Below are 18,355 nucleotides of genomic sequence, written 5' to 3'. Positions count from 1 at the left end.
CTTAGCCGGCAGTACCCGTCGCCACGCGGGGCGGAGCCATCTTGAAGTGCTGTTTGGCATAGGCGACGATCTGGCGATCGGTCGGGTGATCGGCAGCTTCGACGCCGACGATGCGCTTTCCGACCGCAGGATGCTTCTCGTGCAGGTACTTGGCAAGCTCGGTCTTGGCGCCGGCCGGGCCGATGATCAGGATCTCGCCGGCGTCATCGAGCGCGTGCGCGACCTCCTCGAGGAAATTCTTGTCGGGCGCCGCGTGGCCGCTGCCGATCTCGTTGGCCTTGTGGTGCAGGTGCTTGGTCTGCAGGTGTGGATGCAGCGTCAACTCGTCGGCACCGGTCAGTCCGATATGGAACACCTTGGCCTCGCTGTGATCGAGCCACACGACGGCATGGAAATGGGTGGGCATATTCTGGTCCTTGTCAGCAAATCGCCGCGTGGCGGCCTTGCGCGTTCGCCATGGAACGCGCGCCGCCGAAGGCGGCACCCGTTGTGAAGCAAACCTTAGCGAGCCCGATCGTGGCCGGCTTGATGCAGGTCAACGGACGCGGGGACCACCCCCCGCGCCCATGATGCGCGGGGTTTACTTCGGCGCAGGCGGCTTCGGCAGCGGCTTGTCCTGCCGCTTCGACCAGGAGATGTAGTAGGCCACGGTGGTCATGATCGCGATGCCCGCCGCGCTGACGAGGATCTGCGCCAGCAGCGAACCTGAGCTCAGCATCAGGGTGAAGTGGCCGATGAAGGACAGGAACACGCCGACGCAGAACACCGCCAGCGACTGTTGGCCGCAGACGATGAGGGGATCGAACGCCTTCCACTCCAGGCCCGGCCATTCCTTCGGCACGAACCGGATGACCAAAATGACGATCACCACGAAATGCAGGAAGCGGTACGGCGCGAGATTGGTCTTGTCGTTGGGATTGAAGGCCGAATAGAGCCAGTTCGGAAACATCGATCCGAGCTCGGGGAAGCGGCCGGCCATCGTCATGACCAGGGCGAGCACCATATAGGCGATGCAGAAATACAGCGTGGCCGGCGCCATGATGATGCCCATCGAGCGGCGGGCGCCGCCGAGCGCGCACCACGAGCCGAACACGAACAGCACCTGCCAGCAATACGGATTGAAGTACCAGGTGCCCGCCGGATAGGCCGCGAAATTCCAGCCCATCTGTCGCGCCACGAGCCAAAGCACGATCGAGGCGATCATGGTCAGGTCGGGCTGGCGCAGCATCATCCACAGCACCGGCGGGAAGAAGCCCATCAGCACGATGTAGAGCGGCAGCACGTCGAGATTGACCGGCTTGAACTTCAGGATCAGTCCTTGGGCCAGCGTATCGCTGGCGTGGTCGACCAGGCCTGCGACGTTGAACTCGTCGATGATCTCGGAGACGCCGAACCGCGTCGCCAGATAGCTGATGGCCACGATATAAATCACGAACAGCACGATGTGGGCGACGTAGAGCTGCCACACCCGCTTGAACAGCCGGGTGGCGCCGACGATGAAGCCGCGGTCGATCATCATGCGCGCATAGACGAACGAGGCGGTATAGCCGGAGATGAACACGAACAGGTCGGCGGCGTCGCTGAAGCCGTAATTCCGCGTGGTGATCCAGTTCACCACGTTGTCCGGGATGTGATCGAGAAAGATCGCCCAGTTGGCGATTCCGCGAAACAGGTCGAGCCGAAGGTCGCGCCCTCGCTCGGGCAGCGTGGCATTGATTTTCATGGCCGCTTCAACGCACTGTTTTGAATGGAAAGCGTTCGGGGAGCAGAGGCGCCGTGGCAGTCGACCGAGATTGTCACGGGACGGCAGAATGACTATACGGGGCACGATAGACGGTCATGTCCAGGATGGGAATCACCGTTCCGTGCCGACGCTTGCCTGTACCCCATCCCGGCCGTTTCCGCCAAACGCATGACGACGCAGCTTCCAGGGGCTCTTCCAGCCATGACCGCACGCATTTTCAAGCCCGCCAAGAACGCGATGCAATCGGGCAAGGCCAAGACCCGGGACTGGCAGTTGGATTATGAGCCGGAGCAGCCGCGTTCGGTCGAGCCGCTGATGGGCTGGACGTCCTCCTCGGACATGAAGCAGCAGGTCACCTTGCGCTTCGACACCAAGGACGAGGCGATCGCCTATTGCGAGCGCAAGGGCATTCCCTATCAGGTGATCGAGCCGAAGGAGCCGGTGAAGCGGCAGATCGCCTATGCCGACAATTTCTCGTTCCGCCGCGGCGAGCCCTGGACGCATTGAGGGGCCGGCCCGGCCGTCGTCCGTTCACCCTGTTTGAGGCGGCCCGCCGGGGATGGGCAGCGGCGCGTCCTTGGACAGGCCGAGCACCGGGAAGCTCCTGATGGCCCGGACGCCGGGCAGGGCGGCGAACTGGCGGAGCTGGCGGCTCATGCCTTCGACCCCGGTCGACACGCATTTCAGCAGAAAATCCGCATCTCCCGACAGCCGCCAGCATTGCTGGACCCAGGGCAACGTCACGATCGCGGCCTCGAACGAGGCCAGCGCCGTCTGGTGCTGGCTGTCGAGCTGAATCGACACGAACGCGACCACCTCATAGCCCAGCGACCGTTCATCGACGCTGGCGCGGATGGACTTGATCACGCCGCTGCTGCGCAGCGTCCGCACCCGGCGCAGGCAGTTCGGATGCGAGATCCCCACCCGGTCGGCGAGCTCGTTCATGCGGATCCGGCCATCGGCCTGGAGCTCCGCCAGGATCCTGCGATCGATCGCGTCGAGCTCCGGGCTGCCAGCCATCGGCGCGGCCCGTTCAGCCGGTCGGGTGATCAGGCCGGCCACCGCCAGCCTGATCAGGCCCAGCGGTGCGCGGCATGACGCCCGAGAGCACGAGCTTCTCGTGGGCCGCGATGATCGCCTCCCTGGTGAGCCGGCCGCCAGGACGGTACCAGCTGCACAGCCCGGTCAGGAGCGCGATGATGGCAAAGGTCGCGACCTGGATGTCGTCGACGTCGAACACGCCTTGCGCCACACCGTCGCCGAGGATGTCGGCCAGCCGGCGCTCATAGGCGCCGCGCAAGCCCACAACCGCCTCATAGTTACGGGGATCGAGGCTGCGCAGCTCCGAATTGGCGATAAAGACCTCGCGCTTCCGGGTCATGTGATAGCTGACGTGGAAGGCGACGAACGCCCGCAGGCGTTCGACGGGGCCATGGGTGCCGCGCAGCGCTTGGTCGAGCTCGCGCAGGAGGTTGTTGATGTGGTCCTGGATCAGCTCCGCCAGCAGCTCCTGCTTGGTGCTGATGTGATTGTAGAGCGAGCCTGGCTGGATGCCGACCTCGGCGGCGAGCTGGCGGAGGCTCATGGCCTCATAGCCGTGCTGGAAGATCAGCCGCAGGCCGGCCTTGCGGATCGCCTCCATCGTCGTCGGACCATGTGACCCGATCGTGCGCGCCATCTCGTCCTCGCTGGACCGTCCCGGTGCCGATCGCGGCGGATCCACCTCGGGAGGGGCCCCGTAGTGAAGTCTGAAAATTCCGTGGTCTCAAGCAAATGCTGCTCACCCCGGACCCTACAACAATCCGCTTGAGAATAGAATTTAAAAACGTATGATTGTTTAATTCGAGAAGGACGGACGGCCGCAGACCGGGCCGCCGACGGGCAGGGAGGACAGCATGCGGGCAAAGATGGTACACCCGGGCTCTCAGCGGCCTGAACGGCCGCGACCGCTCTGACGCGTGCTCCCACGGCTTCCCCCTCCAGCCTCGCAACGAAGACGCCGGTCATGACGCTTCACTCCACGATCGATCCATCGTCCTCCGATTTCGCCCGTAATGCCGACGCCATGCGCGCGCTGGTCGCCGACCTCAGGACGAAGCTGGGGCAGGTCGCCGAGGGCGGCGGCGAGGCCTCGCGCAAGCGGCACCTGTCGCGCGGCAAGATGCTGGCGCGTCAGCGTGTGGACCTGCTGCTCGACCCTGGAACGGCGTTCCTGGAGCTGTCGCCATTAGCCGCGCACGGGCTCTATGGCGGCGACGTCCATTCGGCGAGCATCGTCACCGGCATCGGCCGCATTGCCGGCCGCGAATGCGTCGTCGTCGCCAACGACGCCACCATCAAGGGCGGCACCTACTACCCGATGACGGTGAAGAAGCACCTGCGCGCCCAGGACATTGCGCGGCAGAACAACCTTCCCTGCGTCTACATGGTCGATTCCGGGGGCGCGTTCCTGCCGCTGCAGGACGAGATCTTCCCGGACGAGCGGCATTTCGGCCGCATCTTCTACAATCAGGCGCAGATGTCGGCGCAAGGCATCCCGCAGATCGCGATCGTGATGGGCTCGTGCACCGCCGGCGGCGCCTATGTGCCGGCGATGTCGGACGAGAGCATCATCGTGCGCAATCAGGGCACGATTTTTCTTGGCGGCCCGCCGCTGGTGAAGGCGGCGACCGGCGAGGTCGTCACGGCCGAGGAACTGGGCGGTGCCGACGTGCATTCACGCCAGTCGGGCGTCACCGATCACTACGCACAGAACGACGCCCATGCGATCGGCATCGCGCGTCGCATCGTCGGCACGCTGAAGCCGCCGGGCGCGCGCAGCGCGCTGAATATGCGCGAGGTGCGCGAGCCGCGCTATGCGGCGGAAGAGATCTACGGCGTCGTGCCGGTCGACGGCCGCAAGCCGTTCGACGTGCGCGACATCATCGCGCGGGTGGTCGACGGCTCGGAGTTCGACGAGTTCAAGAAGCTCTACGGCCAGACGCTGGTGTGCGGCTTCGCCCACATCTGGGGCCATCCGGTCGGCATCATCGCCAACAACGGCATCCTGTTCAGCGAGAGCTCGCTGAAGGGTGCGCATTTCATCGAACTGTGCTGCCAGCGCAACATTCCGCTGGTGTTCCTGCAGAACATCACCGGCTTCATGGTCGGCAAGAAATACGAGGCCGGCGGCATCGCCCGCGACGGCGCCAAGCTGGTGACTGCGGTCGCGACCGCGTCGGTTCCCAAGTTCACCGTGGTGATCGGCGGCTCCTACGGCGCCGGCAATTACGGCATGTGCGGCCGCGCCTATGCGCCGCGTTTCCTCTGGATGTGGCCGAACGCGCGCATCTCGGTGATGGGCGGCGAGCAGGCCGCGATGGTGCTGAGCCAGGTCCGCCGCGACGGCATCGAGGCCAAGGGCGAGAGCTGGCCTGCGGAAGAGGAAGAGAAATTCCGCAGCCCCATCCGTGCGCAATACGAGGCCCAGGGCAATCCCTACTACGCGACGGCGCGGCTGTGGGACGACGGCGTGATCGATCCCGCCGATACCCGCCTTGTGCTCGGGCTCGGATTGTCTGCCGCCGCCAATGCCCCGGTCGAGCCGACCAAATTCGGCCTGTTCAGGATGTGATCATGGCTCGTCCCGGATTGTATCGTCGTTTTCGCAAGCTCCTGATCGCCAACCGCGGCGAGATCGCCGTGCGCGTCATCCGCACGGCACGCGCGATGGGATTGAAGACCGTCGCGGTCTACTCCGAGGCGGATCGAAACGCGCTGCATGTCGCGCTCGCCGACGAGGCGGTGCTGCTCGGCCCCGCACGCGCCCGCGATTCCTATCTCAACATCGAGCGCTTGATCGAGGCTGCGAGGCAGACAGGCGCCGAGGCGGTTCATCCCGGCTATGGCTTCCTGTCCGAGAGCGCCGAATTCGCGCAGACCTGTCTCGACGCGGGCCTGGTGTTCGTCGGGCCGACGGCCGCGATGATCACCGCGATGGGTTCCAAGTCCGGCTCCAAATTCCTGATGGAGCAGGCCGGCGTGCCGCTGGTGCCCGGCTATCACGGCGAGGCGCAGGACGAGGCGACGCTCGCCAATGAAGCCGCGCGGATCGGCTTTCCCGTTCTGATCAAGGCCTCCGCCGGTGGCGGCGGCCGCGGCATGCGCGTGGTCAATGCAGCCGGCGATCTCGCTGATGCCGTCACCAGCGCCAAGCGCGAAGCCAAGGCGGCGTTCGGCGACGATCGTGTGCTGATCGAGAAATTCGTCCAGAACCCGCGCCACATCGAGGTGCAGATCATCGGCGACAGCCACGGCAATCTGGTGTCGCTGTTCGAGCGCGAATGCACCTTGCAGCGTCGGCACCAGAAGGTGATCGAGGAGGCGCCGTCGCCGACGCTGACGCCGGAGCAGCGGGAGACGGTCTGCGCCGCGGCGCGTCGCGCGGCCGGCGCGGTCAACTATGTCGGGGCGGGCACCATCGAGTTCGTCTCCGACGGCCGCGACGTGTTCTTCATAGAGATGAACACGCGCCTGCAGGTCGAGCATCCCGTCACCGAGTTGATCACCGGCGTCGATCTCGTCGAATGGCAGTTGCGCGTCGCCTTCGGCGAAGCGCTGCCGCTGACGCAGGACCAGATCCGCTTGCATGGCCATGCCATCGAGGCACGCGTGTACGCGGAGAATCCCGCCAAGAATTTCATGCCCTCAGTCGGCACGATCAAGACCTGGCGGCTTCCCGCTGAAACCGGCGGCCTGCGCATCGATGCCGGCTATCGCGAGAGCGATGTGGTCTCGCCCTATTACGATGCGATGCTCGCCAAGATGATCGCCTGGGCGCCGACCCGCGAGGTTGCGATCGAGCGGCTCAACCGCGGCCTTGAGGACACCGACGTCCGAGGCATCGTCAGCAACATCCCGTTCCTGTCGTCGCTGCTAACGCATCCCGACGTCGTGGCCAACGCGATCGACACCGGTTTCATCGAGCGCCATCTGACACATCTGACCCAGTCGGGGGCGGTGGCCGGCGACCTCGAGCTCAGTGCCGCCGTCGCGGCCATTCTCATCGGCGAGCAGACCGCGGCCAAGGAGCAAGGCTCGCCGTGGCGCGCATCCGGTTGGATGCCGGTGGGACTGCGGCAGCGCGTGTTCTCGTTCCGCCAAAGCGCGGCGAATGAACCGCGGACCGCCACGCTGGCCTATGGTCCCAGCGTGCAGCGCCTGTCGATCGAGGGCCGTGAGACCTCGTTCTCGGCACTTCCGACTGATGACGGCGGCTTCGACCTTGTGTGCGACGGCGTCAAATCCCATGTGGTGGCCGTCATCGAGGGCCATGAGCTGTACCTGCGGACCCGCAACGGCCGTTTCGATCTGCATTGGATCGATCCGTTCGGCGGTGACGACGAGGAGCAGGCCGGCGAGGACAAGATCGTGGCGCCGTTGCCGGGGACCGTCGTGGCGCTGCTTGCGCAGGAAGGCGCCGTCCTGGAGAAGGGTGCGGCGATCCTGACGCTCGAAGTCATGAAGATGGAGCAGACCCTGCGAGCGCCGTTCGCAGGCCGGCTCAAGGCGATCAAGTGCAAGGTCGGCGACATCGTGCAGGAAGGCGTCGAACTGGCGGACCTCGAACCGTCCGCCTGATCCTCGAACCGAAGAGGTCGGCATGAGCGAGAGCGTGCGCATCATCGAAATGGGCCCGCGGGACGGCCTGCAGAACGAGAAGATGTCGATCAGCGTCGCCGATCGCATCGCCTTCATCCGCGCGCTGGTCGCGGCGGGCCTGACCACGGTCGAGGTCGGCGCCTTCGTCTCGCCCAAGGCGATCCCGCAGATGGTGGGCTCGGACGAGGTCATGCGCAGTGTGGCTGCGCTGCCCGGCGAATTCCATGTGCTGGTGCCCAACGTGAAGGGCTATGAGGCCGCGCGCGCTGCCGGCGCCAAGGTGATTTCCGTGTTCACTGCGGCCTCCGAGAGCTTCTCCCGCGCCAACATCAACTGTTCGATCGCGGAGTCGCTGGAGCGCTTCAAGCCGGTGATCGCCCACGCCAGGACCGACGGCATCAGGGTGCGCGGCTACGTCTCCTGCGCGCTGGGCTGCCCGTATGAGGGCGAGATCAAGCCGCAGGCAGTAGCCGGCGTGGCCAAGGCGCTGTGGGATCTGGGCTGCTACGAGGTCTCGCTGGGTGACACGATCGGTGTCGGGACGCCGCTCAAGGCAAAGCAGATGCTGCGCGCCGTCTGCGACGACGTGCCGGTGACGCATCTGGCGATGCATTTCCACGACACCTACGGCCAGGCGCTGGCCAATCTCTATGCGGGCATGGAGGAGGGCGTCCGCGTCATCGATGCCGCGGCCGGCGGCCTCGGCGGCTGCCCGTTCGCGCCGGGCGCGACTGGCAACGTCGCGACCGAGGACGTCGTCTACATGCTCGAAGGCATGGGCATCCGCACCGGCGTCGACATGACGAAACTGCTGGCCGCCACCAACGACATGAGCCGGCTGCTCGGTCGGCCACCCGTCAGCCGTGTTGCAGCGGCGCTGAACGCGAAGAACATGCGAGCAGCAAATGGCTGAAGGGGCGAATAGCGAGTAGGGAAAGGCAGACTCGCCGTATTCCCTATTCGCCACTCCCTATTCGCCATTCGCCGCGTGTCAGCGGCTGAGATCCGGCCCCATCACGAGATCCGGCAGCGCCGTCGAGATCTGCGGCACGAAGCAGAGCAGCAGCACGGCGGCCATCATCAGCAGGACGAACGGCAGCGTGCCCCAGATCACCTCGCGCAGCGGGATGTCCGGCGCGACGTTCCTGATGACGAAGATGTTCAGACCCACCGGCGGGTGAATCAGGCCCATCTCCATCACGATCGTCATCACCACGCCGAACCAGATGATGTCGAAGTTTGCTGCCCGCAGAGGCGGGAGGATGATCGGGGCAGTCATCAGGATGATCGATACCGGCGGCAGGAAGAAGCCGAGCACGACCACCATCAGCAGGATCGCGAACAACAGTTCCCAGCGCGGCAGGTGCATCGCCACGATGGACTCCGCAACCGACTGCGAGATGTGCAGGTAGCTCATCACGTAGGAGTACAGCAGCGACATGCCGATGATCAGCATCAGCATGGTCGATTCGCGCAGCGTCGCCTTCATGATGGGCGCGAGATCGGCCGGGCTCCAGACGCGGTAGATGATCGCGATCAGCACGAGCGCGAGGATGCCACCGAGACCGGCTGTTTCCGATGGCGTGGCGAGGCCGCCATAGAGCGCGACCATGACGCCGGTCAGCAGCAGCACGAACGGAATCACGCGTGGCAGCACGGAGAAGCGCTGCGCCATCGTAAAATCGTCCTTGGTCAGGATGTCCGACCACGCGCCCGATTTCTCATAGACGGCTTTCGCGCGCGCATATTCCTGCCGGAAGCGCACCACCGAATAGACGCCGAACAGGGTCACCAGCAGCAGCCCGGGGCCGATACCGGCCAGGAACAGCCGTCCCAGCGATTTCTCCGCCGCGATCGCGAACAGGATCATCGTAATCGAGGGCGGCAGCAGAATGCCGAGCGTGCCGCCGGCCGCGATGATACCGGCGGCGAAGCCCCCGGAATAGCCGCGCTTGCGCATCTCGGGAATTCCGGCCGAGCCGATCGCCGAGCAGGTCGCGGGGGATGATCCCGCCATCGCCGCGAACAGCGCGCAGGCGAACACGTTGGCGACGCCCAATCCGCCGGGCACGCGATGCAGCCACGCATGCAGCGCCGAGTAGAGGTCCTGGCCTGCGCGGGAGCGGCCGATCGCCGCACCCTTGAGGATGAACAGCGGGATCGATAGCAGCGTGATCGACGCCATTTCCTCGTAGACGTTCTGCGTGACCGTATCGAGCGACGCGGCAGGCATGTAGATGGCCATGAACACGACGGCCACGGCGCCGAGCGCGAACGCGATCGGCATGCCCGCGAACATCGCAAACAGGGTCGAGAGTCCGTAGGCAACCCCAATTCCGAACACGCTCATCGACGCGCTCCGGTCAGCGGAGCCACGATCTGCAGCAGCATCTGCAGGCACAGCAGGGTCATCCCGGCGGCCATCAGGCCGTAAGGAATCGCCAGCGGCGGCGACCACATCGAATTCGAGACCTGACCATCGACCCAGGCCTCATGTGTCAGGGTCCAGGATTTCCAAGTGAAGAAGGCACAAAACAAAAAGCTCGCGACGTCGACCAGCCAGAGCCTGATCTTGTTGGCGAGCGGCGACATCAGCCCAACGAAGGCTTCGATGCTGACGTGGCCGCGATGCTCCTGCACATAGGCCGCAGTCATGAAGGTGGCGCCGACGAGCAAGAACACGGCGGCTTCGTCCTGCCAGTAGTTGGCGGCCTTGAACAGTGCACGGCCCGCCACGCTGTAGCTCAGGATGAGGCAGGCCGCGACCAGTGCGAACGCGGCCAGAACCACGATGATGCGATTGAGCAGCGAGACAACACGCTGGAGCGGCGCCAGCGGACCGCTGGCGCCGATGGCTGTCGTGGCCTCGGTATCGATAACGGGCGCGTGCATCAATCAGGCCGCGACGTCGGAAGCGAGCTTGAGGAGCTTGGCGCAGTTCGCAGACTTGCCGCCATAGTCCTTCCAGGCCGTGTCACGGGCAATGTCGCGCCATTTATTGACGGTCTGGACATCGAGCTCCACAACCTTCGCGCCCGCCTTTTCGTAGACCTTGGCAACTTCGATGTCGTCGTCCTGCGCGCCCTTGCGCCCGAACGCCTCCATCTCCGCGCCGACCGCGAGGAGGATGTCCTGCTGGTTCTTCGGCAACTTGTCGAACGAGGCCTTGGACATCATCAGCGGCTCGAGCATGAACCAGTACGACGCCTTGGCGCCGGAGGTCAGGGCCTTCGACACTTCCTCCAGGCGGAACGAGATCAGGCTGGTCGACGAGGTGATGCCGGCATCGCAGGCGCCGGTCTGCATCGCGGTGTAGATTTCGTTCGATGGCACCGACAGCACCGAGGCGCCGGCGGTCTGCAGCACCATGTCCATCTCGCGCGAGCCGCCGCGCACCTTCATGCCCTTGGCGTCCTCCGGCGTCACCAGCGGCCGCGATCGGCTGGCAACGCCGCCCGCCTGCCAGACCCAGGTCAGCAGGATGATGCCCTTGTCGGCCAGAAAATCGCTCAGCGTCTTGCCGACCGGCTCATTCTTCCAGCGCATGCCCTGGTCGTAGGTCGTGACCAGACCCGGCATCAGCGCGATGTTGGTCTCAGGCACTTCGCCGCCGGCGTAAGGCATCGGATAGAGGCTGATGTCGAGCGCGCCCTTCCGCATGGCCGAGAACTGCGCGACGGTCTTGATGAGCGAGGAGTTGGGATAGATCTCGGTCGCGATCTCGCCGCCGGAGCGCTTCGCAACCTCCTCGGAGAACACCCGGCAGAGCCGGTCGCGGAAATCGCCCTTGTCGATGGTGCCGCCGGGAAACTGGTGAGAGATCTTCAGCGTCGTTGCTGCGTGGGCCGTACCGGTTCCAAAACGCAGCATGGCCGGCGCAGCGAGCGCGGATGCGATGACATGACGGCGTGTGAGCATGAGATTTCCCCTGAACAACTTCTGGTTGGGTTCCCGACCCGGTTCGTTGGCGTGACTTATACCAGCCAATCTGTCGAGCTTACCTCTAGCCGAACTAGACAGTTCGTTCGAGGCCAAATGCATGGGAAGCGACATATTGCTGCGGCGCACGTACCGGCCTGTGAATCCCTTGCGCGGTTGTACTAACATGATCTTGCCGGGCAAAATTGTGTCCTCGATTCCGGAACGGGACGCATTCGAGTCAAATTTGATCGAACAAAATTCTCGCCCGCGCTCGTAACAATCGCCTTCATCGGAACGTCGATATCCAAGAACGGCGCGTCCGTCGCCGTCGAACCCCGTCATACGAAGGAGCGATCATCATGACCAATCGTAGCCGCCTCATCCTCAGTATCTCCGCTGCCGCCCTCGCGTTCAACGTGGCCGTCGCGCCGGCGGCCTTCGCGGAAGACAAGATGAGCAAGGACGATGGGATGAAAAAGGGCGCGATGTCCCACGACGGCATGAAGAAGGACTCGATGGCGAAAGACGCCATGAAGAAGGACGATGCCATGTCCAAGGACGGGATGAAGAAGGACGACGGCATGATGAAGAAGAACTAGCTCGTCTCGCACGGCATCGTGCGATGGGACGACCGTATCAGTCCCATCGCCGATGAATTGAGGAGTCGCGCGATGCCGGACGCGACGACACGCAGGTCTGGTGGCGGCGGCGTCGCTGCTTACTTCTTCTTTCCACGGGCCTTGCGCGCGGCGTAGCGCGCATCACGCTTCGCCTTCTGCTCGGCTTCCATCTCGGCCAAGCGGGCGGCTTCTTCTTCCGCCTCGCGCGCAAGCCGGGCACTCTCGGCGGCCTTGGCCTCTTCCTCGAGACGCTGCTGCTCAGCCTTGGCGGCCTCGCGCTCCAATCGCTGCTGCTCGCGGCGGGCGGCGGCGGCCTCGCGCTCCTGCCGTCGCTTCACGACTTCGGGATCGTCCGGTCCCGGCTGCGATTTGAACTTCTGCACGATGCTCTGGCGGGCCTGCTGCGCGGCCTTCTGCCGATCGGCAAATCCAGGTTCCTTGAATCCTCTCATGGAGACGTCGTCACTTCGCTATTTGGGTGTTCGATCAGGGTGTGGTCGGTCAGGGGCTGCACGCGCCGCCAGGCAATTCTTCCACGAGATCGTGAACACGAGCGGAGGCCGACGCGAGCCCGTGTGTATAGGATCGCATGCGTCGATGACAAATGCTTTATCGCCGCTCCTCCGCATCCGTCCTGCCTGGCGCTTGCATGGCGCTCGCCGGAGGCTATGTAACCATCCCCGTCGCTGACGCAGGTCGGCCGGCCGTGAGTCGCTTCACGCCTCGCGGGCACCAGCGCACCGCCCGGGTGCGACATCCAACGGAGTTGACCGGCATGACCTCTGTTCGCCGCGGGCGCATGGCGCTCGGCCTCGCGCTCGTCGCTCTCGTGGTCAGCGCATGCGTGATGACGGCGGTCCTCGCCCGCCCGAGGCCCGTTTCGGCCGGTGTGCTGGGTTCCGAATGGGAATGCGGGCAGCTGTTCTGGGTGACGAGCTGTACCCGGATCGAATCGATCTTGCCGGCATCGCGCCAGCAGCAGCAACCGCACGGTGAGGCCGCTGGCCTGCGTGCCGCCTAGGCGCACCGGCGATGAGTACGCAGGGGCCGGATAGACGTGGCGCCGTGGCGGCACTCGTGTTCGCGGCGCTCGTCGTGGCCTTCGGCTTGTGGCTGGCCCGCAGCCTGACCTCCGCAAGCCGGATGCAGGACTGCCTGATGTCGGGACGAACCAACTGCAATGTGATCGTGCCCGACCGGTGACCGCCGATCTGCCCGTACCGGATCGGCAAGGCCGCGCCGGCGAGTTTGCATGATCGGAGCGGCGAATCAGCCGGCGTCTCGGTTAACCTGACGGCAGCAGGTTGACGGCAGCAGGTTGACTTGGCCGCAAAATCGTCGGGATTTTACCCGTTTGTCGCGCAAACTATGGTGTGTCCGGACCATCCACGCCGAAGCCGGCGATCCGGGATCATCAATCCGCATCACACCCCGCGTGCGCGGCAACCAGCGCAGACGGCGGGCGATCAAGGGTAGGGGAGAATGACGTTGTCCAACCAGAGCACACGGTGGCTGCCCGCGATCGCGATCCTGACCGCGGTCGTGATCCCCGCCCAAGCCTGGGCGCAAACCCAGGACCAGGCTGGTCCTGGCGCCGGGCATTCGCCCCAGGCCCGCCCGCCGGGTGTCATTCGCCAAGCGCCGACCCAGGGTGGGCAACCGGCCGGCCAGCCCCATGTCCAGATCCCGCGGCAAGCCGGCCCCATGGCCGGCCAGCCGCAGGGAGCACAGCCGGGCGCACCGCCGCGGGCTGCCGTTGGCCCTCAGGGACGTCCGCCGGGAGCCGGTCAGGGCTTCGCAGCGGGCCACGGCCCGGGCCCTGGTCCGGCGATGGCCGGGCGGGGACCGGATGCGCGTTATGCGCACGGCCGGGTCGCGGTGCGCGACTATGGTGGGCAGTCTTATCGCGGCCGGGTCGGCTGGGAGGGTGGCCGATGGCGGCACGAGGTTCACAACGGCCGCCCGGGCTGGTGGTGGGACGTCGGCGGCGTCTGGTACTATTATCCCGAGCCCATGGAAGGGCCGCCGACCTACGTGTCGGAGGACTATGCTGACGATGTGGTCTATGCGCCGTCGGCGGCCTACGAGGCGCCCCCGCCGGTTGCCTACGAGCCGGCGCCGCCTCCGGCCGAAGTCGATCCGGGCGCCAGCGCGCTCGGGGGCGCGATCATCGGCGGGGTGCTCGGCGGTATCCTCACCGGCAAGGCGGGCGGTGCCGCGGCGGGCGCCGTGCTTGGTGGTGCCACCGGCGCGATCGCCGGCGCTACGGCTGCGGCGCGACCAGGCTACTATCTATCGCAGGGCGATTGCTACTATCGATATCCGTCGGGAGAGTATGTGGCGGTCGATCCGCGCTCCTGCTACTGAGCGCTGCCGACGGTCGCGCTGCAGTGAGCTTGGTTGGCCGCTGCGGAGCTCTGGCCGAATCTCCGCAAAGCTCCGGAGCGGGAGTTGGAGCGAATCTTGATAGACTCCACTTCATTGTTCGTCACTGTTCGAGAGGTGAGAGCTCCGGGGCCATGACCAAGGCGTCCAAGCTGGTTGCCGCCAAGGGCGGAAGGGTTCTCCTGGTCCGGCGCCGGGCCGACGGGCGCTGGATGTTTCCGGGTGGCCGCAAACGCGCGCAGGAGACGGCGAAGGACTGCCTGAAGCGCGAAATCAAGGAGGAGCTTCCCAAGCTCAAGCTCGGCCGGCTGCGGCTATGGAAGGAAGTCACCGCCAAGAACAAGCGCTCGGGTCGCAAGATGAGCGACGCCATCTTCATCGCCAAGCATGCCAAAGGGCGCCTGGAGATCGGAGACAAGAAGGAGATCGACCGCGCGGTGTGGCAAAAGCCCTACGGACTCAGCCTGACGCCGACGTCGCGCTACATCCGCGACCAGCTGTTTCCACGAAAGTCGGACTGAACCATCGTATGCTGGGAACATCCCGGCCGCTTGGGCGTTATCTGCCCATGCCTTACGATAGCACAGACAGACAGCCTCGCGTCCTCACGCCGGAAGAGCGTCGGGCGCGTGACGCCACCCGCAGGGCTGATGCCGAGCAGGCCATGCGCGATCACGAGGCGGCCCAGCGGGCCTTTTACGCCAACCGCGAGCGGCTCAGGGCCGAGCGTCTGGCGCGGGAGGCCGCCACCAAGTCGGGCTGACGGGCGTTCCTGTCAGCTCGCCTTGCGGCTCCGGAACGCGTTCGCCATCCGCAGGAACGCTTGATCCAGCAACGCATACATGTCGCCGGTGATGTCGCAATCGAACATCGCGCGGCGCATGCATGTCATCCACTCGTCGCGCTCGGCGTCGCCGATCGGATACGGACGGTGCGCGGACATGATGCAGCGATGTTCGGCCCGCTCGAAATAAAGCGCTGGCCCGCCCAGCCATCCACTGAGAAATTCGAACAGCAACTGCTTGATCGGACCGAGATCGGCGTCGTGCATCGCGCGGATGCGACTGGCGCCGGGCTCCTGGTCCATGATGGTGTAAAAGCGCTCCGCCAGACGGCGCACGCCGGCTTCGCCGCCGACGAGCTCATAGGGCGTCGCCTCGTTCACCACTGCTTCTGCTTCGCTGGCCGAATTCGCTGCCGTCATCGCATCTCATTTCCGCTCGCCCCTCTGCAGCCAACAAGCGGCAGAGGTATGGCGCCTTGATCTGGATCAAGCGGGAAAACGAGCGTGCGTTCGGGCTAGCGGATGCTGGCTTTGACGAGGCGCTGCCGGTCGGTGTCGGCGGCGATCTGGCGCAGCGTCTGTCGGAGCAAAGCGAGATCGACCGGCTTGGAGAACGGCGGATAGACATTCAGGCCGAGGATCTTGCCGGCGCGGACCGTGACGTCGCGGGTCTGATCGTCGGAGCCGCTGATGATCAGCACCGGGGTGCGGGATTTGATGTCCGCCAACAGCTGCAACACCTCGGTGCCGGAGCGCTCGCCGAGATTCAGGTCGAGCGTGATGCATTCGAAATTGCGCCGGCGAAGCACGCTCATCGCGCCGTCGACCGAGTTCACGCCGGTCGTCGCAAAGCCTGCCTGCACGGCGATCTTGCGCAGGATCGACAGATGAACGTCGGCATCTTCGATCACGAGAAGTTCGTTCAGCATGGTCCCCGCGCGGCTGGTGTGTCGGCTACAGATGGACCCGCGGAACTTAAGAGGGGGTTTCTGATTTCCTCGTAAACATTCGATCCCGTAGAACAACGGAAAATCTGCACGCTATCCGCCATTGCCGCGGCGTCGCGCGGCTCAGAACGGCCGCCGGCTCGACATCGCGTTGGAGGAGCCTGGCAGATTGGTCGTCGGCGTCGAAGCGGGCGGTGGCAAGCGGCCGCGCGATTGGCGCCAGTGCTGGACGTGCAGGAGGATGCCGGCCACCAGCAGCGGCGCGACGGCGGCCACCGCCAGCAGCGGCGACAGCGGCTTGGGGGTGACCATCTCCATCGTCATCTCGCAGACCATCCAGATGGCTGCGGACGCCAGCACGAAGTCGCGGGAGGGGATGCGGAGCCAGTACAGGAAGCCGGTGATGATCGCGGCCGGCGCAATGATCGGGCCGATCATGTAGAAGTTCAGCTCGGGCGGCGTCACGGCGTCCAGAACCATCGATGCCAGCAGCCACAGGCTGAGGAACATCACAACGCCGTCGACGTATCTCATGGCCAACCTCCGCCGCGACATTTTGGCGCAATCTTTGTCCGGTTTATGGCTGTTCCGTCAAGGGCCCAGGCGTCCCGGGACGATTTGCAGCCCGATTCGATGGATTATCGCCCGCGGCCAGGCATACCGACCAGTTCCTGGTTCCACGACCATCCCCTGCTCAATCCGCCGAAAACCCGAACGGAACCGACGACGTCCGGAAATCGTCCGGCAGGATCTCGCGCCCGATCGGCGGCGCGGAGCGTGCCGCGCATTTCGGCCGGTGGCAGACCCGGCAGGCGACGCCGATCGGGGTCGGCGCGTCGGCATCAGGCCCGTGGCCGTCGCGGGTATAGATCAGCTGCCCCGCATGCTCGGCGGCGCAGCCGACCGCAATCGCCCGCTCGACGCGGACGGCGCCGTAGGAGCCACCGCCGGCGGTCACCGTGCGGGCGATCGAGAAGAAGCGGCGGCCGTCGGGCAGCTCCAGCCATTGCGTCACGATCTGGCGCGGCGTCTTGAAGATGCCGTGCACCGACCACAGCGGGCAGGCGCCGCCATGGCGGGCGAACGGGAAGCCGGCGCCGTCGAGCAGCTTCGACACGTTGCCGGCGGGATCGACGCGGATCAGGAAGAACGGGATCCGTTCCGCGCCCGGCTTCTGCAGGGTGGTGACGCGATGCGCTGTCTGCTCGAAGCTGGTGCCGAACTGCCGCGCCAGCGCCTCGAGATCGTAGGCCCTGGCATCGACGGCTTTGGCGAAGATCGAATAGGGCATGATGATCGCAGCCGCCGCGTAGGCCGCGAGCGCGCGGCGCGCCAGCAGCTCGGCGGTCTTGCTGGCGAACTTGCCATCCTCGAGCGCCGCGCCGATTTCGGTGTCGAGCTCGAGATAAGCGAGCTGCCGGGCGAGCTCGAATTTCAGGCTCGCGCTGTCCAGCGAGTCCTCGATCAGCAATTGCCGGCGGTGCAGGTCGAGCCGCCTGAGCGAGCCGAGCATCACGTTCGGCGGCATGTAGCGGACCTGGAGATTATGCCGGGCGCGAAAGCGCTCGATGAAGCCGGCCGGCCCGGCGGAGACCTGCGGAGCCCCCGTCGGCGCCCCCTGGAAGATGGCCTGCGCCAGCCGCTCGGCGGCATCGTCGAGCTGGGCAAAGTTGTTGCGGCGGGCGGCGAGGAAGCGGCGGACATCGGCGACGGGATCGTTGGCGTCGAAGCCGTCATTGCCAACGCGGGGCGCGCTGCCGGCCGGCACCGGAGCGCGCTGCTCGGCCAGCGCGAGCTGCTCCTCGCGATACGCCGTGTAGAGGCGCAGGAACGCCTCGGTCATGCCGGGATAGCTGACGGCGAGATCGGAGATCTCCAGCGCGGGGATGTCGATGTCGGAGAACATCGGGTCCTTGAGGACCGACTGCATCCGCGCGGTGTGGTCGGCCCCGCCGTCGCCGGCGAGATCGGCGAGGTCGATCTTGTAGGTCCGCGCCAGCCGCAGCAGCATGTCGGCCGTCACCGGCCTCTGGTTCCGCTCCAAGAGCGCCACGTAAGGCGCTGAGATTTCGAGGTCCGCGGCCATGTCGGCCTGGGTCAGGCCGAGCTCGCGCCGGAGCCGGCGCAGGCGCGGGCCCATGAAGATCGATCGTGCCGTGGCGGTGGTCATGGCCAAATTCCGGTCTTGTAATCTCCTTACAGCTATACACGAGAAGTTTGTAAAGTGTGACAAGCTTTCCGCGCAATGTCTGGTCCGCCGGCGCCGGGTGCTTACAACAGGTCCCAGGTTGTCCTTAACCAAGGGATCACGGAC

General features: G+C 65.5%; 22 protein-coding genes. 10 read left to right on the top strand and 12 right to left on the bottom strand.

Translation table 11 applies throughout. From position 1 onward, the window contains the following. Window position 1: 1 nt before the first annotated feature. Together QX094_RS27090 and QX094_RS27085 are read right to left on the bottom strand one after the other, a co-directional pair. Window positions 2-406 carry a translational machinery protein gene (locus QX094_RS27090; RefSeq protein WP_315712066.1) on the bottom strand — a complete coding sequence of 135 codons (405 nt, stop codon included), beginning with the start codon at window positions 404-406 and terminating at the stop codon, window positions 2-4. 174 nt (window positions 407-580) lie between these two features. Next, window positions 581-1,723, bottom strand: a complete 1,143-nt coding sequence (locus tag QX094_RS27085; RefSeq protein ID WP_315712065.1) for an OpgC domain-containing protein — start codon at window positions 1,721-1,723, stop codon at window positions 581-583. A gap of 222 nt (window positions 1,724-1,945) precedes the next feature. On the opposite strand from QX094_RS27085, the gene QX094_RS27080 reads away from it, so the two are divergent. Beyond that, complete coding sequence (locus QX094_RS27080) at window positions 1,946-2,251, top strand: ETC complex I subunit (protein WP_315751632.1); 306 nt, start codon at window positions 1,946-1,948, stop codon at window positions 2,249-2,251. 24 nt (window positions 2,252-2,275) lie between these two features. On the opposite strand, the gene QX094_RS27075 is transcribed toward QX094_RS27080, so the two are convergent. Further along, window positions 2,276-2,764, bottom strand: coding sequence for an Lrp/AsnC family transcriptional regulator (locus tag QX094_RS27075; RefSeq protein WP_316188444.1), 489 nt, complete (start codon window positions 2,762-2,764; stop codon window positions 2,276-2,278). 13 nt (window positions 2,765-2,777) lie between these two features. Continuing rightward, window positions 2,778-3,422: a TetR/AcrR family transcriptional regulator gene (locus tag QX094_RS27070; RefSeq protein WP_316188370.1), complete on the bottom strand. Its 645-nt coding sequence runs from the start codon at window positions 3,420-3,422 to the stop codon at window positions 2,778-2,780. A gap of 327 nt (window positions 3,423-3,749) precedes the next feature. Here QX094_RS27070 and QX094_RS27065 point away from each other — a divergent pair, with 327 nt between their 5' ends. Genes QX094_RS27065 through QX094_RS27055 form a run of 3 tightly spaced genes read left to right on the top strand, consistent with a single transcriptional unit; the run spans window position 3,750 to window position 8,297 of the window. After that, window positions 3,750-5,357, top strand: coding sequence for a carboxyl transferase domain-containing protein (locus tag QX094_RS27065; protein ID WP_315712061.1), 1,608 nt, complete (start codon window positions 3,750-3,752; stop codon window positions 5,355-5,357). Between the two features lie 2 nt (window positions 5,358-5,359). Further along, window positions 5,360-7,363 carry an acetyl/propionyl/methylcrotonyl-CoA carboxylase subunit alpha gene (locus QX094_RS27060; protein WP_316188369.1) on the top strand — a complete coding sequence of 668 codons (2,004 nt, stop codon included), beginning with the start codon at window positions 5,360-5,362 and terminating at the stop codon, window positions 7,361-7,363. Between the two features lie 22 nt (window positions 7,364-7,385). Continuing rightward, on the top strand, window positions 7,386-8,297 hold the full coding sequence (locus QX094_RS27055) for a hydroxymethylglutaryl-CoA lyase (protein WP_316188368.1): 912 nt from the start codon (window positions 7,386-7,388) through the stop codon (window positions 8,295-8,297). 78 nt (window positions 8,298-8,375) lie between these two features. Here the strand turns inward: QX094_RS27055 and QX094_RS27050 are convergent, their stop codons facing one another. The 3 genes from QX094_RS27050 to dctP are packed head-to-tail and all read right to left on the bottom strand — an operon-like array spanning window position 8,376 to window position 11,302. After that, window positions 8,376-9,734 (bottom strand): TRAP transporter large permease, encoded by a 1,359-nt coding sequence (locus QX094_RS27050; protein ID WP_315712058.1) that lies wholly within the window; start codon window positions 9,732-9,734, stop codon window positions 8,376-8,378. Further along, the gene (locus QX094_RS27045) at window positions 9,731-10,276 is read right to left on the bottom strand and encodes a TRAP transporter small permease (RefSeq protein WP_315751628.1); all 546 of its coding nucleotides are present in this window, start codon (window positions 10,274-10,276) and stop codon (window positions 9,731-9,733) included. The genes QX094_RS27050 and QX094_RS27045 overlap by 4 nt, the downstream gene beginning before the upstream one ends. A 3-nt stretch (window positions 10,277-10,279) precedes the next feature. Then, a complete protein-coding gene (gene dctP, locus QX094_RS27040; protein WP_315712055.1) occupies window positions 10,280-11,302 on the bottom strand; it encodes a TRAP transporter substrate-binding protein DctP in 1,023 nt (340 codons plus the stop codon). A gap of 362 nt (window positions 11,303-11,664) precedes the next feature. On the opposite strand from dctP, the gene QX094_RS27035 reads away from it, so the two are divergent. Beyond that, entirely contained in the window at window positions 11,665-11,904 is a 240-nt protein-coding gene (locus QX094_RS27035; RefSeq protein ID WP_315826913.1) for a pentapeptide MXKDX repeat protein, read from the top strand. Between the two features lie 119 nt (window positions 11,905-12,023). Here QX094_RS27035 and QX094_RS27030 read toward each other — a convergent pair whose 3' ends face one another. Beyond that, the gene (locus tag QX094_RS27030; protein WP_315712052.1) at window positions 12,024-12,377 is read right to left on the bottom strand and encodes a DUF6481 family protein; all 354 of its coding nucleotides are present in this window, start codon (window positions 12,375-12,377) and stop codon (window positions 12,024-12,026) included. A gap of 323 nt (window positions 12,378-12,700) precedes the next feature. Here QX094_RS27030 and QX094_RS27025 point away from each other — a divergent pair, with 323 nt between their 5' ends. The 5 genes from QX094_RS27025 (at window position 12,701) to QX094_RS27005 (ending at window position 15,073) form a co-directional block, all read left to right on the top strand. Continuing rightward, window positions 12,701-12,946, top strand: coding sequence for a hypothetical protein (locus QX094_RS27025; protein ID WP_316188367.1), 246 nt, complete (start codon window positions 12,701-12,703; stop codon window positions 12,944-12,946). A gap of 11 nt (window positions 12,947-12,957) precedes the next feature. Further along, window positions 12,958-13,128 (top strand): hypothetical protein, encoded by a 171-nt coding sequence (locus QX094_RS27020; RefSeq protein ID WP_315751625.1) that lies wholly within the window; start codon window positions 12,958-12,960, stop codon window positions 13,126-13,128. Between the two features lie 279 nt (window positions 13,129-13,407). Continuing rightward, entirely contained in the window at window positions 13,408-14,292 is an 885-nt protein-coding gene (locus QX094_RS27015; RefSeq protein WP_409999247.1) for a hypothetical protein, read from the top strand. Between the two features lie 152 nt (window positions 14,293-14,444). Further along, window positions 14,445-14,831: an NUDIX hydrolase gene (locus tag QX094_RS27010; protein ID WP_315712048.1), complete on the top strand. Its 387-nt coding sequence runs from the start codon at window positions 14,445-14,447 to the stop codon at window positions 14,829-14,831. A gap of 47 nt (window positions 14,832-14,878) precedes the next feature. Beyond that, window positions 14,879-15,073 (top strand): hypothetical protein, encoded by a 195-nt coding sequence (locus QX094_RS27005; protein ID WP_315712046.1) that lies wholly within the window; start codon window positions 14,879-14,881, stop codon window positions 15,071-15,073. A gap of 12 nt (window positions 15,074-15,085) precedes the next feature. Here QX094_RS27005 and QX094_RS27000 read toward each other — a convergent pair whose 3' ends face one another. The 4 genes from QX094_RS27000 to QX094_RS26985 form a co-directional block, all read right to left on the bottom strand. Next, window positions 15,086-15,514 carry a group II truncated hemoglobin gene (locus tag QX094_RS27000; protein WP_315712045.1) on the bottom strand — a complete coding sequence of 143 codons (429 nt, stop codon included), beginning with the start codon at window positions 15,512-15,514 and terminating at the stop codon, window positions 15,086-15,088. Window positions 15,515-15,609: 95 nt separating this feature from the next. Continuing rightward, window positions 15,610-16,023: a response regulator gene (locus tag QX094_RS26995; protein WP_315712626.1), complete on the bottom strand. Its 414-nt coding sequence runs from the start codon at window positions 16,021-16,023 to the stop codon at window positions 15,610-15,612. A 141-nt stretch (window positions 16,024-16,164) separates the two neighbouring features. After that, the gene (locus QX094_RS26990) at window positions 16,165-16,575 is read right to left on the bottom strand and encodes a hypothetical protein (RefSeq protein ID WP_315712044.1); all 411 of its coding nucleotides are present in this window, start codon (window positions 16,573-16,575) and stop codon (window positions 16,165-16,167) included. A gap of 160 nt (window positions 16,576-16,735) precedes the next feature. Beyond that, the gene (locus QX094_RS26985; protein ID WP_315826916.1) at window positions 16,736-18,211 is read right to left on the bottom strand and encodes a short-chain fatty acyl-CoA regulator family protein; all 1,476 of its coding nucleotides are present in this window, start codon (window positions 18,209-18,211) and stop codon (window positions 16,736-16,738) included. Window positions 18,212-18,355: the final 144 nt, after the last annotated feature.

Origin of the sequence: Bradyrhizobium sp. SZCCHNS1050, assembly GCF_032484785.1 — a bacterium.
Classification (GTDB): domain Bacteria; phylum Pseudomonadota; class Alphaproteobacteria; order Rhizobiales; family Xanthobacteraceae; genus Bradyrhizobium.
Note: the sequence above shows the minus strand (reverse complement) of the source record. Positions and strands in the feature narration are given on the sequence as shown.